The sequence below is a fragment of the Amphibacillus sediminis NBRC 103570 genome (genome assembly GCF_001552275.1).
In the GTDB taxonomy this organism is placed as follows: Bacteria; Bacillota; Bacilli; order Bacillales; family Amphibacillaceae; genus Amphibacillus_B; species Amphibacillus_B sediminis.
The window spans coordinates 1-14,471 of record NZ_BCQW01000041.1; the positions used below are offsets into that span (position 1 = coordinate 1).

11 protein-coding genes and 1 riboswitch are annotated in these 14,471 nt (G+C 36.9%); of the genes, 1 reads left to right on the forward strand and 10 read right to left on the reverse strand.

From position 1 onward, the window contains the following. Positions 1–31: 31 nt before the first annotated feature. From ASE01S_RS15630 to ASE01S_RS14690, 10 genes are all read right to left on the reverse strand, one after another. Positions 32–133 (reverse strand): methionine/alanine import family NSS transporter small subunit, encoded by a 102-nt coding sequence (locus tag ASE01S_RS15630; protein ID WP_083512166.1) that lies wholly within the window; start codon positions 131–133, stop codon positions 32–34. 19 nt (positions 134–152) lie between these two features. Continuing rightward, the gene (locus ASE01S_RS14650; RefSeq protein ID WP_067844090.1) at positions 153–1,625 is read right to left on the reverse strand and encodes a sodium-dependent transporter; all 1,473 of its coding nucleotides are present in this window, start codon (positions 1,623–1,625) and stop codon (positions 153–155) included. A gap of 838 nt (positions 1,626–2,463) precedes the next feature. Further along, complete coding sequence (locus ASE01S_RS14655; protein WP_067844093.1) at positions 2,464–3,762, reverse strand: alpha-glucosidase/alpha-galactosidase; 1,299 nt, start codon at positions 3,760–3,762, stop codon at positions 2,464–2,466. Positions 3,763–3,878: 116 nt separating this feature from the next. Next, positions 3,879–4,763, reverse strand: a complete 885-nt coding sequence (locus tag ASE01S_RS14660) for an AraC family transcriptional regulator (protein ID WP_067844096.1) — start codon at positions 4,761–4,763, stop codon at positions 3,879–3,881. Between the two features lie 251 nt (positions 4,764–5,014). Then, positions 5,015–6,574: a Na+/H+ antiporter NhaC family protein gene (locus tag ASE01S_RS14665; protein ID WP_067844099.1), complete on the reverse strand. Its 1,560-nt coding sequence runs from the start codon at positions 6,572–6,574 to the stop codon at positions 5,015–5,017. 251 nt (positions 6,575–6,825) lie between these two features. Beyond that, a riboswitch (Lysine riboswitch) is annotated at positions 6,826–7,002 on the reverse strand. 54 nt (positions 7,003–7,056) lie between these two features. After that, complete coding sequence (yunB, locus tag ASE01S_RS14670) at positions 7,057–7,818, reverse strand: sporulation protein YunB (RefSeq protein ID WP_067844102.1); 762 nt, start codon at positions 7,816–7,818, stop codon at positions 7,057–7,059. 59 nt (positions 7,819–7,877) lie between these two features. Next, positions 7,878–8,957 (reverse strand): HD-GYP domain-containing protein, encoded by a 1,080-nt coding sequence (locus tag ASE01S_RS14675; protein WP_067844104.1) that lies wholly within the window; start codon positions 8,955–8,957, stop codon positions 7,878–7,880. Positions 8,958–9,083: 126 nt separating this feature from the next. Then, complete coding sequence (locus ASE01S_RS14680) at positions 9,084–10,481, reverse strand: bifunctional metallophosphatase/5'-nucleotidase (protein ID WP_067844107.1); 1,398 nt, start codon at positions 10,479–10,481, stop codon at positions 9,084–9,086. Positions 10,482–10,738: 257 nt separating this feature from the next. Then, on the reverse strand, positions 10,739–11,629 hold the full coding sequence (locus ASE01S_RS14685) for a diacylglycerol/lipid kinase family protein (protein WP_067844110.1): 891 nt from the start codon (positions 11,627–11,629) through the stop codon (positions 10,739–10,741). A 498-nt stretch (positions 11,630–12,127) separates the two neighbouring features. Continuing rightward, the gene (locus tag ASE01S_RS14690; RefSeq protein WP_067844112.1) at positions 12,128–12,766 is read right to left on the reverse strand and encodes a nitroreductase family protein; all 639 of its coding nucleotides are present in this window, start codon (positions 12,764–12,766) and stop codon (positions 12,128–12,130) included. 565 nt (positions 12,767–13,331) lie between these two features. Between ASE01S_RS14690 and ASE01S_RS14695 the strand changes: the two genes are divergently transcribed. Further along, positions 13,332–14,033: an N-acetylmuramoyl-L-alanine amidase family protein gene (locus tag ASE01S_RS14695; RefSeq protein ID WP_067844115.1), complete on the forward strand. Its 702-nt coding sequence runs from the start codon at positions 13,332–13,334 to the stop codon at positions 14,031–14,033. The last annotated feature ends 438 nt before the right edge of the window (positions 14,034–14,471 follow it).

Below are 14,471 nucleotides of genomic sequence, written 5' to 3' on the forward strand. Positions count from 1 at the left end.
GTCACGTGTTTTATCTATACTATCTATTAAATTATCGTTTAGCAGACTTTACAGCATGGATGATACTTGCTGTAAGTCCACCCCAAATAATTAAAATACCCAGAACCATCATTACGATAGCAGAGGTTGTCATTTTAGTTACCACCTTTCACTCATTTGTCCTCAGGCCATTTTTTCATGGTCATGAACACACCTAAAACCATAGCGCCTAATGCAACCATCCAGCCATAATTAAATAAAAATTCTATTGGATAATCCTCATATTGGCTAGTCAAATCTGTACGCAAATTTTGAATCATCATATAGCCCAATACAACTGGCGTTATCACACATAAGGCAACATTCCACCAAGAACCAATTAAGATGTCAGATACACTATTAGCATGCTCTTTTAGCTTATTAATTTCTCGAGCAAACCATGCAATAGCAACAAGCTCAATCAGCCCGACTAAAGCAACACCATAGTTATTGATAAAATAATCAACCGTATCAAGCAAGAAAACGCCACTTTGATTCGCATATAGTAAAGATACTAGCAGAGCGGCACACGTTCCAATAATAACAGCTGTACGCCGGGAAATATTGAATTTTTCCTGCAGACCCGCAATATATGTTTCTGAAATGGAAACCATTGATGACAATCCAGCCAAGACAAGTGACCCAAAGAATAATACGCCAAAGAAAGCTGAAGCAGGCATTTGACTGATTATTTCTGGAAAGACAACAAACGCAAGTCCGATCCCACCATCAACCACCTCAGAAACAGGCTGGCTTGTCTGATTTGCCATAAAGCCAAGTGCTGCAAAAACACCAATCCCTGCCAACAATTCAAAAGAGGAGTTGGCGAATCCAGTAATAAAGGCATTATTGGTAATATCAGACTTCTTAGGCAAGTAAGAAGAAAAAGTAATCATAATCGCAAAAGCTATCGATAGACTAAAGAAGATTTGTCCGTAAGCAGCTACCCAAACTGAGCCATTCGCAAGAGCGGACCAATCAGGTTGGAAAAAAGCATTTAGGCCCGTTAAGGCTCCTGGTAAAGTTAACGCGCGAATAACGATCATCACAAAGCAAATAATCAATAATGGAATAAAAATTTTATTTGCTAGCTCAATCCCCTTCTTAACCCCTCTAAATAAAATAATAAAGATAAATACCCAAATAATTAACAATGGATAAAGAACATTAGGTACCATTGAACCAAATACACCGGGGTCTGTTATCGTAAGAAAGTCATCAAAAAAGAATGCTTCGGTATCTGCTCCCCAAGCTTGAGTGAAAGAAAAGTAAGTGTACATTGAAGCCCAGGAAATTATTATAGGATAGTAGGTTGAGATAACAAATGAAATAGCTACTTGCCACCAACCAATCCATTCCATTCCATTACTAATCCTTTTAAAAGCACGTGGTGCGGAACTACGATATTTATGGCCAATAGTATATTCCATGATGAGCATCGGAATACCAGCCGTAATTAAGGCGAATAAATAAGGAATGAAAAAAGCTCCCCCACCATTTGCATATGCAGTTGCTGGAAATCGCCAAATATTCCCTAAACCTATCGCTGATCCCATTGCGGCTAGTAAAAAGCCAAGTCGCGTTCCCCATTGAGATCGTTTTTCCATAATGAACTCCCCTTCAAGCACAATAGTCAGAATTTTCTGAAATAACAAAACTAGTTGTTGCTAAATCAAAATACGCCTTGACGTATTTGCCCTCAGAATTAATCGAACTTGGCTTGATAAATTCCCGCTAAAAGCTGTGGCATCCGCCTGAGGCTTTAACTCAATTCAACCAAGGTTTGTACCCCACTGAATGGAATAGATATTTGCAATCATCTCACCACTTTTAGAAAGGGGGACTTCTGCTGAATCAAGTTAAACATTCTGCTCTAATCGTGTCAATATTTATTTTTTTCTGACATTTATTGATTATAACGACTGTCATTTAATCTGTCAAAGGGATTTTCGACACTATGATCAACGTTTAAGTTAAAGAAAATACAAGGATATTTCTCTTTAGCTGATGCCTAAAAACCCAATGAGCAAGCAGTCTTAATCTGCTTGCTCCACGTATCGACTTTCTATTTTTTTCTTTCCAACTAGGATCAAGATCGGTCCTTGTTCAAAAAGTTGTCAAAATTTACTCAAATAAGCACCAAGAGGGGATTTTGTGAAATATCACCATTACTTCAAGTCATTTAGGCAGAGAATTTTTATCGCAGTGTAACTGGCTGGGGCTACGATTACTCGCCCCATCGAAGGGCTTTTGCAAGCCTCCCCCTTCAAGAAATTGGGGAGCACGTTATGTCTAAGTGGGAGATCCAACAGCCAGTAACGGCCCGATTGGTTCAACTAACGTTCAGTGGGGGGAGAGAGAAGGCTGACTAAGTTTGCGACGTCGTGGCAACGTCTGCACGAGCACACTCTATGCGTCGAAACCCCCACTGAGCGAAGTTTCACTTTAATGATATTTTGGTAACCAATCACCATGAGCTTCAATTAAATCATCACATAAAGCGATAATATCATCAATGGATAGCTCTGCTGCCGTATGTGGGTCGAGTAGTGCCGCCTGATATATTCTTTCTTTCTTTCTCGTTAAGGCTGCCTCTATTGTTAGTAACTGTGTATGAATGTTGGTCCGATTCAACGCTGCCAATTGTTCCGGTAAGTCACCGACATAGGTTGGCGTTACGCCATTAGCATCCACTAAACACGGTACCTCAACCACAGCATTCTCTGGAAGATTACGAATAAGTCCTCCAGTATTCAAAACATTCCCACCGATTTTAAATGGTTGATTCGTTTCCATTGCTTCTATAATATATGAACCATATTCATGTGTACGTTCATGCTGTAAGTTTTGATCATTGACAAGATCATCACGCATTTTTTTCCAGCCTTCAATCTGGTTGATACAACGACGTGGGTACTCATCTAATGGAATATTATATTTTTCTATTAATTCAGGATACTTACGCTTAATAAAATATGGATGGTATTCTGCATTATGCTCTGATGATTCTGTCACGTAATAGCCGAATTTATCCATCAATTCAAAACGGACCATATCATGATGTTTTTTCTTTTGTTTTTCTTTAGCACGTTTTTTAATTTCAGGATATAGATCTTCTCCATTTCTGGTAATTTCCAATAACCATGCCATATGATTGATACCAGCAATTTTCCATTGAACATTATCCTTCGGCATCTCGAGGAAGTCTAATAAATGGTCTGCACAAATTTGAACACTATGGCATAACCCAACTGTTTTAATTCCTTCTTGCAGCATGATATTTGTTAAGACTGCCATTGGATTCGTGTAGTTTAAAAACCACGCATCAGGACAAACTTCTTTTATATCACGGGCAAATTCCTGCATGACTGGAATCGTTCTCAAATTTCGAAAAATCCCGCCTATCCCCAATGTGTCTGCTATCGTCTGACGTAATCCATATTTCTTCGGGACTTCAAAATCAGTAATCGTACAAGGATCATACCCCCCCACTTGTATCGCATTGATTACATAGTTCGCATCCCTTAATGCTTCTTTACGATCTTGGTACGCCATTACTTTTACGTTTGAGTTTAAGCTTTTCTTTAAATGGTTGAGCATCATCTCAGAATCATTTAAACGTTGGTGATCAATATCAAATAAGGCAAATTCGAAGTCCTGTAAGGCCTCCACTGTCATACAGTCTCCTAGCACATTTTTGGCAAAAACCGTACTTCCTGCTCCTAGAAAAGTAATTTTTGACATATTGCTCCTCCTCAATATCTGGATTAAATTGCTATTTCTTAGTCCATGATATGAGGATATTAAACCGTTTACAAGCGTAAATAATTTTGAAAAGTGTAATATATTGCGCTAATTAATTAATCAATAAATAATCGATCGACAGACATGATATGTTTATTTTGTCGATATTCACTAGGCGTTTCATTGATTATTTTTTTAAAAACTTTACTAAAGTAATTACTTGATGTATAGCCGACTTCTTGCGCAATCTGTTCAATTTTCTTCTCATTAGTTTGTAAAAGCGCTAAAGCATGCTGAATGCGTGTCTTCGTTAAGTATTGGATAGGTGTTTGATTGATAGCCGTTGCAAAAAGTCTAGTGAAATGATATTTTGATAAACCAGAGACAGCAACCATGTCATCTAATGAAATATCTTGTCCATAGTTTTTTTCAATAAAGGATACCGCCTTGGCAATCGCAACAGGTAGCTGATCTTTTTGACGTTGTTCGTGTTCAAGATATAGCGATAATTCCATCAAAAAAGTATAGGCATAACTAGATGCCTCATAGCCATACTGAATATCGGTTGTTTGCAATTTCTCCAGTACGCGTAATATGTGCTTAATCGGTCTTGATTGCTCTGTAAGCTGAAGAATATAGCCATACTTGTCTGTTAGCTCTTTGAAATGAAATAATGCCTCATTACCATAAACAGTGATATAGATAAATTCCCATTGAGCAGAGTCTGCTGGTAAGTAATAACAATGATCGCTGGGGATTTCAAGGAAAAAAGCATTACCCTTTGTTAACGAGTGCTCTTCCTCTCCGACTCTAACTGCACCTCGCCCACTTAAGGTATACTGAAAAACAATTCGTCCCCCTTCTCCTCTTTTCAATCCATCCCATTTATACGTATGCTCTGTACGAGACTCTTTCCCTATGGCATGAAGGCCAGCCACACGGTTTTGAAATTCTCCTTTTAAGCGAAAACCATATGAATGGTGTTTAGAATCAGGATGCATATCATCATCTCCTTACTTCTATCATACCGAAATTAATGAAAATGTCATCCTTCATTCTTGAAATATGTCATTATAGAAGCCTTCTATATTAGTTAAAAAAAGCCAATGCTGAGAGTAAAAGATGGCTTTTTAAGAAGTAGACAACCATTTCGACATTTATTAACAAGCTTTTTTACACAAAAAAAGTGATATCACCACCCATCGGGCAGTCATACCACTTTTATTCAGTTAGTTTACGAATAATATCTTCATTATGCTGACTTCTGGTTCTTTTTAATCAAAGCCATTATACTGGAAAGCACAACAATAGTAAGTAAACTAGACAACAATGCCACAAAGGTTAATTCAGTCCAAGCATACATAACATAGCCAGCGACTGCCGCTACTGCACTAATTAGTGCATAGGGTAACTGAGTGACCACATGATCAATATGATTCGCCCCTGCTCCGGTCGATGATAATATGGTTGTATCTGAAATTGGCGAACAATGATCTCCAAATACGGATCCCGCTAATACTGCTGACATAGCGGGCAAGACTAGACTAGGATTTACACTAACGGCAATTTGCGCAGCTATAGGAAGCATAATCCCAAATGTTCCCCATGAAGTACCCGTTGCTAATGCCATTAAACCAGCAATCATAAATAAAATAACAGGTAAGTAATTAATGTTAAAAGTAGCTTGATCAACTAAGCTAGCTAAATAACCACCCGTATTTAATTCCCCAATAATATCACCGATCATCCATGCCAAAATCAAGATATAAAGCGCTGTAAGCATTGACTCCATGCCCTTTACAGTAATCGTAAACATAGAGCTTTTTGGTGAGGACTGGCGACTATACATGCCAAACGCTACGATTACAGCAATTAAACCACCTAAAAATAGAGAAAGATTAACATCTGTATTAGTGAATAGACTAAAAATAGTCACTTGATCTTCTGTTGCTAAATAACCTGTCCACAGCATTGAAATAACAGTAGCCACAACTAAAGTAAGGATGGGAATGATTAAATGCATCATCTTTCCTTCATTATGAACGGCAACAGCTTCCTTTAGCTCTCCACTAACATTTCCTTTCTTTAGATCATAGAGTTCGCCTGTTTTGATGGCATGCTGTTCATGTCTCCCCAATGCTCCTAAATTCAAATTAAAGCAAATAACTAAAAAAACAAGTAAAATGGCTGAAAAAGCATACATATTTAACGGAATCATCCGGACAAACGCTTCTAAAGGCTGATAATCTACAATTTCATTAACAGCAAAAATCGATCCCATTGTACCAATAATATATGCACCCCAACTCGAAATCGGACTAATAACTGTGATAGGTGCAGATGTTGAATCAATAATATAAGCTAACTTAGCACGTGATACTTTATGGCGATCAGTTACCGGTCGTGCAACTTGTCCAACAGCTAATGCATTGAAATAATCATCGATAAAAATAGCTAAGCCTAAAATAGCTGGTACGAGCAGAGCTCCTCGTCTCGTAGTAATTCGTCTCACCGCCCAATTTCCAAAAGCCTTACTTCCCCCTGACGCCGTCATTATAGCGGTTAAAATACCGAGTAGCAATAGAAAACTCAATAAATATAAGCTCCCTAAATTCACACCATCTTCAGTGCTGTAAAAAATATTAACAAACACAGTCACAACTTCACCAACAGAATCAACGATATTGAATTGGTGTAGCATCAATGCTCCGACAACTATGCCTACTCCTAATGAAAGAAAAATTTTTCGGGTGCAGACAACCAATATAAGCATCAATATTGCCGGTATCAATGAATAAATTGTACCTTCCATCTTTCCTACCTCCATTGTTTTCGAATAACAACACTTATCTTTTCTTTTTCATGCTTAAGTCATGCAGTGAATGAAAAAGACCAAATCTAACTCAAAGAGGTTGTTCAAAAAACTCGTAAGAAGGCTGAGTATATTTGTATTGGTCGTCCCATTTATTTGAACGATAATTTTGACCAAAAAAAACAGCAATAGAACATAACCTATTACTGTTATTTATACATAAGATAAATAATGATAACGTTATCCTCCGGTCGATCAACAGCTCATCACGTTTTTTCCATGACAGTAGTTAACTTGTTCAGCTAACTACCAGCAAAGTCAGACATACCCTAGTCTTCATTCACTTCGGCAACTTAACCCTTTCACATATCTTCATCATGGGCCACTCCAATATGCTACTCATTTTAAATTGCGCCTCTATCTCATCGATCTGATAAGGTTTTATTCAATTTTTCCTTTGATAGTTTAACAGTTATTTAGAATTATTGCAAGGGGTCAATCGGAATCGTTAGTGGGATTTCTTGATCCGGACTCGCATTATAATAAAGTGGAACATCACCGCTATAGCCACCACTTCCAATTGGAATAGATTGCTTTATTCTTGCTGTTTTTGAACCAAATGGAATAATCGTTCTTATCTCTACTTCAATATGAACAACAGGCTCGATATGAACACTATTAATTTTTACTCCAGTAATTAACGTTTCCACCTCTGTACCAACATAACCAATCACCTCTAAATTAACGGGGATTTTTGGGCCCAGGTTAGCTAACAAAGGAAGACCAAGCACCTGCCCTAATGGAATTTCAATCAAATTAGAGCGATGACTAATGCGTTCAATTTCACTTTCAGACAATTCTAAATCAAGCAGTTCCATTTCATCGGGAATAACGCCTTTTTCTAGCAGATGTAAATAGTTTTCAATACGATATTGAATATTCCGTTGTACCCGTGTTTCTAGATCAGCATTAACTTTATAGCTGACAACCCGTCCTGACTGATCATATTGAAATTCAATCAACTCACCCATGGCTAAATCTTCATTAAGCCTTTTATTAACAGCGATCCCCATTGCCATATTCGCATACTGCTTGTTCCGTGTTTCAGCGATATCGAGCAGGATAGGTTTGATGCCATTATTAACATAAATAAGACTAAGAAATACAGTAATGATAAACAAAATCATCGTCATAGCCAGTAAATGTCTAGCTGAAACTACTCGTCGTTGTTTATTCCGCCACATCAAAAATCCCTCCTTACATACCTTATGCAGCTGTAAGAAGGGTTAGTCCGATTAATTCATTATAATATATAGCCCGTTATCATCACATCTAAATGCTTGTTAAGATCTAAATCATAAGGTGGAACAGATTGACCACCTTCACTGATTACTCTAACAACCGGACGATTGTACATGGCGTTATTTTGTCTAATCACAATGGCATGACGATTATCACTTAATTGAACAGTTACTCCATTCGGGTAAACGGCAATACTTGATCTAAATAATCGGACCATCTCAGCATCAAATAGCGTACCACTACCAGCATAGAGCGTTTCTAAAGCTTCATGAGGTAGCATTGCCTTACGATAAACCCGGTCTGTTGTCATAGCATCAAATACATCAGCTATACCAAGTACTTTACCGAAAGCGTGAATCTCATCATTTATTATTCCCCGAGGATAGCCTGATCCATTTAGCCGCTCATGGTGCTGATAAGCACAATGCGCAACCAATAAAGGAATCTCTGAAGACGAACGTAAAAATTCAAAACCAAGTTCTGTATGAGTCTTCATCATTTCAAACTCTTGATCAGTAAGCTTACCTGCTTTCTTTAATATTTCATCTGGAAGAAAAACTTTCCCAACATCATGAAGAATGGCACCTAAACCTAATTGCTGAATCTGTTTCCTAGACCATTGTAATTGATTAGCTAGAGCAATTGAATAGATCGAAACATTAACCGAATGATGAAATAAATAATCATCACAAATAAAGATATCGGATAGAATAGATATAGCCTCTTCATTTTGCTGAATTTGCCTCATCATATTATCTATAAGCGTAGCCATTTTCTCACTTGATTTATCAATTAAAAAAGACTGATTTTTAAAGTCTTTATCTTTGTAGGAGTCAAAAATAGATTTAATCATTTGAATCGATTCAATTTTTAATTCTTCTGGAATAGGCGAATGGATCACGATATCATCAGAAAGGTCATCCTTAATATAGACATAGCTAACATTGAGTTCAATTAAACGCTTAATCATAGCCTTGGTAAGGATGATATTTTTCTGGATCAAAATCTTCCCTTTATCATTATAAATTGGCTTAGCCAATTCTACTCCTTCAGACAGCCCCATCGTAGCTACTAATCTCATGTTGTGACCTCAACTTTACTATCAATTTAACTTCCTACCAAAATCCTATCAGACTTTTTGCTAAATTTCTACAAATTTTATTATAATTTAAGCCATGCTTTATCCAGTAACATCGATAGAAGCACATTATTTCTCCTCTAATTCCTTAACCGTTTCACGTAATAGGTCACGGATAAACTCAGGCATAAAAAAAGTTTTAACAGTTGCTCGTGAAATTTGCGACGATAAATGACCAAAGGTAAACATATCTGCTGTTGCAACACGATACAGCTTATTTAGCTCAATCGGTTTGCCTTGAAAAAACACTTCACGTAAATGGATTTGAGCATTATTATCCATTTCTACTTTTAATTCAATACCTGTGAATACAAGTCTTCCCATAACCTTACCTCGAAACCCAAATCCTTTTACCTCAAGGTTCATATAATCGTTGGTTAAGCCAGCTCGGATAACTTCTAATACTTCTTGTCCGGTTAATTCAACTAAACACGGATTGATCGGATGTGGACAAATGCGATGAATATCGCGCTCTGTTACTATACCAGCCTTTAATCCGTCTAAAAGGATACCTGCATTTAACATAGCCAAATCAGCATTAGTCCATTGTGCCAGCTTTTCTGTTAATTTTGTGATTAACGGTGTCTCACTAAACCATTCGCTTTTGTATGATTGGCTTAGAGTTGCAACTGGCTTAGCCAAAAGCTGTGTCGCACGTTGTGATTGTTTCTCTAATAATTTCAATGCGTCATAATCGTTACTATAATGATCAATTGAAATAGCTGAAGCTTTTTTATCTAAGATACAATGTTTCTGATGATCCCATGTAATGATTGCTTCACCAACATAATGGCCAAACTTTCCAACAGCACTCATCAGAGTTTGATTGTGTTGTTCACCCTGTTTAAACAGGTGATGAGTATGCCCGCCAATTAATAGATCAATATCAGGATATTGCTCAGCAAGCATCTGATCCTGATCAATACCTAGGTGTGATAAAACTAAAATAATATCTGCCTCCTTCTTTATTATTGGCAGATATTGAGCCATCATCTGTAATGGATCGGTGACATCCCAACCTAACGGCTGATAAAATGGCTTGAAAGGTGCGGTAAAACCAATTACCCCAATGCGAATGCCTGAGGGTGTCACCATAATTCGATAAGGTTTAAGCCATGTTGGATTATTACCTACGGAACAGATCAAATTGGCACAAACCACTTTAAAGCTGGCACGTTCGTATAAACGGATCAGTTCCGCCTTGTTTATCGTGATTCCCTCATTATTTCCAATGGTAACCGCATCGTATTGAGCTTTATTTAGCAGCTCAATATTGCCCTGACCCATTAGTGCTTCGGTAATCGGATGAACACGATCAAGATGATCACCATTATCAAGTATAAAACACGTTTGATTGTACTCTAATCTAAGTTTTCTTTTTTCTTTTAAAAAAGCAACGATTTTTGGCCAATTCTCAAACTGACTGTGAAAGTCACTTGTGAAATAAAAAAAGATTTGCTCGTGCATGGCTTTGCTCCCCAACCCCTAACCTGAATGGTTCATTTTATCTATAATTCATTATCTATCTTTATTTTACCACTATTTTCATTCAAAACATATGGAGACACTCTAATTCAACATGAGACACTGAAGAAAGCAAAGACATATCTCATTGGGTTGGGATTTAGGCTACGATGTTTACTAAAATTGTCGATTTAGAACCCGATATTTTTACTCTGCCCAGGACACATCTAGTTAACAAAAATTTGTGCAATATAACTTTCTTAATCACTGTATTCACCAATAAGCATATTGATATGCTTGGGTAAGACAGAAATAGTAGTTGGAGTGTATTTGCCTCTTTCTCCATCACAGTCTATTTCTTGAATAGGATTTGCTGTTAATTCTATTTGTTTAGCTTGACACGTTATAATACCTTGATCATGATAAAAATCTGTCTTCGTTTTGGCCTGAAGAATTGACCAAAGCGATTTTATTGAAGCTTCTTTAATCACTAGTATCTCAAATATGCCATCATTGATTGAGCCCTCGGGGAAAAAAACCTTCATCCCTCCTGTATAACTGCCATTCCCGATAATCACCATCACAGCTTCTTCCTTAATCGATTGATCATCTGTTCGTATTGTGACATGAAAGGGTCGCTCTTCTCCAATCGTTTGTAATGCTCGTAAATAATAAGCTAGCCTTCCCATGTTCTGCTTTGCTTGTCGATCGACCGATGCGGAAACTTGCGTAATCAAACCAATTCCCAAAAAATTCAAGAAATAATCTTGATTTGATTTGCCAATATCAATCGCTTTTATCTGTTGTCGATTGATTTGGTGACATGCCTCTAAAGGATCTTGAGACATATTGATTTGTCTTGAAAAATCATTACTCGTTCCACCTGGTATAATAGCAAAGGCTGGTCTTTGATCTAATGGTGCGATAACATTAAGCAATTGATGGACTGTACCATCACCACCTGCCGCAATAGCTAAATCCACATCGGCCGCAATTGAAGGTATGGTAGCTGCTGGGTTGTCTAACTTGGTTAGATTGTATAACTCCACCTCAGTGAATCCTTCTTTTAAGATTGCTTTTAAATTGGACTGAATATTAGTTAATTTACCTTGACCTGCTTTAGGATTAATAAATACGGCTACCTTATTCATCTTGCACCTCTTTTTTATCGTGACTTGCTAAAGCACTTTAGTTATGTGATAAAGCTATCATTCCTATTCCCATATCCATTTAGTCTCAAACGGTGAAAGAGAAGCCGTTAACAGACCATAAAGTGAAACTTCGTTCAGTGGGGGAGGCGACGCATAGGATGTGCTCGCGCAGACGTTGCGACACGACGTCGCAAACTTAGTCAGCTTCCTCTCTCTGGCTGTTGGATCTCCCACTTAAATATGACGTGTTCCCTTATTTCTTGTAGTGGGAGGCTTACAAAAGCCCTTCGATGGGGCGAGTAATCGCAGCCCATCCAGTTACACTGCGATAAAAAAACCTTTGCCAGAGATTTACCTTAAGGTAAGGTGGGTGTCTGTGACAAAGGGTTATATGATGATATAGCAAATTGCTAATCGTATTCTCCAACTGCTTTCATTCATTAATAGGTGTTAAACTGCAAACTGAGATCAGACTTCAGCCTTCCTAAATGCTACTTATTACTTCCAGGTAGCCATTTTCTCAATTGGCAGCCTTACAGATTGATATCCTTGATCAACTGCTTTACCAATAGATAGAATCATAACAGGTAGATAACGATCTGGATCTAGATCAAAAGCTTCTGCTATTTGATCCGCTTCAAATCCACCAATTGGATTCGTGTCATAGCCATGAGCACGAGCCACCAACATTAATTGCATGGCAACTAAGCTACAATCTATTTTCACAACGTCATTCATTTCTTTCGCTGAGAAGTTTTTATAGTACGGAATAATTGCGGCTAGTTGTTGATCACGTACTTCTGCAGACATTTTCCCTTGCTCGACCGCTGAATTATAAATTTCTTCACCCAATTCATAACAACGTATATCTCCAAAAATTAAAATCATAGCTGAAGATGTATCATTTTGCTTGGTGTTAAATCGGATTAATGGCTTCAATCTTTGCTTTTCCTCTGGACTCTCGATAATAACAAAACGCCAAGGTTGCATATTAACAGAGGAAGGTGCACGTGTAGCTTCGCTCAGCATTTGTGACATTTCTTCCTTTGAAATTTTCACATTAGGATCATATTCACGAATAGAACGACGGTTAAGTACAATATCTTCAAAATCGTTATTTTTAAATGTAAAATTCATCATATCCACTCTCCCTTTTCATAAAATTCTTCCTTATCTTTATTATACCAAAAAGTGCCAAAGTTAAATCATTGTGAACTAGAATATTCAATATGTTCACCACTTCTTAGATCTCCATCATGGCTATTGTATGCTTTTGAACCTCTCATGACTTATGCTAGCTACAAACTATCCCATTTTTTAGTTGGTTATAAACAATTAGTATTCGTTAAACCCCACCTTATGCTTTTCTTTATTAAATCTTTATCTCCTCTTAACCTCAACTTTATTTCATTATACTAACCTATTAATAAAGAAAAGCGATTTAATAGTAGGAAAAGTTAAATGAAAAGGTCACACTTACTGCCCAGCAAGCTTGTTCAATCATTATCACTAAATAACAATTTAAAAAAGCTTTTTAGTGTTGTTCCGATTCCCTTCCATAAAAAAAGATAGATCACTCCTGCCATTTTAATCATTATGTCATTAATCACCGGTTTAGTACAAAGCATTTTTCAACATGCAACACTAATCCGTTAACATATAGCCAACTAAGAGAAAACCAACGATTAAAAGGATGAAAACCATGAAAACAAAGCTTATTCTTATCTGCTGTTTAACAGCATTTTTAGTACTTTTAGTATTACAAGTCAACCAAAAAGCTAAGTGTGATAAAACAGATAGTTCTACCCAACAATTAATAAATCGTCTATCAAACAAGCAAAGGCAAAATGATCAATTAGAAGAATTTAAGGTAGTCATTGACCCTGGACACGGAGGGGAAGATCCTGGGGCTATAGGATATAGTGGCTCATATGAAAAAGATTTCACCCTGTCTCTAGCAAAGAAAGTGGCACATTTATTGGAGCAAGAAGAGCTAATCGGTGTTTATCTGACAAGAGCAGACGATATTTTCCTCTCTACTGAAACACGTGAAAGACCAAAATTCGCCAATGATTTGGATGCAGACTTATTTGTCTCAATACATGGCAATACGTTTGATGATCCAACTGTAACAGGAACAGAAACATACTATTATCATGATCACTCTGAATCACTAGCTAATATTTTACATAGACATGTGCTAGAAGCGACAGGATTTAATGATCGAGGCGTAAGAAATGAGAATTACTTCGTACTGACCGACACATTTATGCCTGCCGTTTTGTTGGAAATAGGCTATTTAACAAATCAACAAGAAGAAGAAAAAATGCTAACCGAAGTTTTTCAGGATCGATTAGCTACTTCAATTGCAGAGGGAATAAAAGAATATTTAGAAGTTGATTAAAAAAATATTAAATTTAAAAAGGTTTGTAGCTGACAAAGCTTTATTTCCTTCCCACACTTTTTAGTTCTAGTTAAGATAGATGGTGCACATGGATAATATCATAATCCATGTGCCCATCACAGCAATTGAATCCTAGTAATCAAATTTTTAAATGGAGAGACCGCAATTTTAAAATTTTTCATGTGAAAATCCTATTTAAAGAAAACTTGAATGGCAAAAGTCCAATTCGATATAGAACTTTAGATAGCCAAGCTATATATAAAAACTCTAACTTATTCGGGGTTACCATTAACGGAGCTATGTTTTAAAACTATTGAAAAATCAGTATTCTAATTTCTTATAAAGATTAACTTTTCAGGATGTACTTAGTATAGTACGAAAGTAATTTTATTTTTTTAGAGTTTTTACTAATTTAAACTTTTCGTTTGGGAAAAAGTT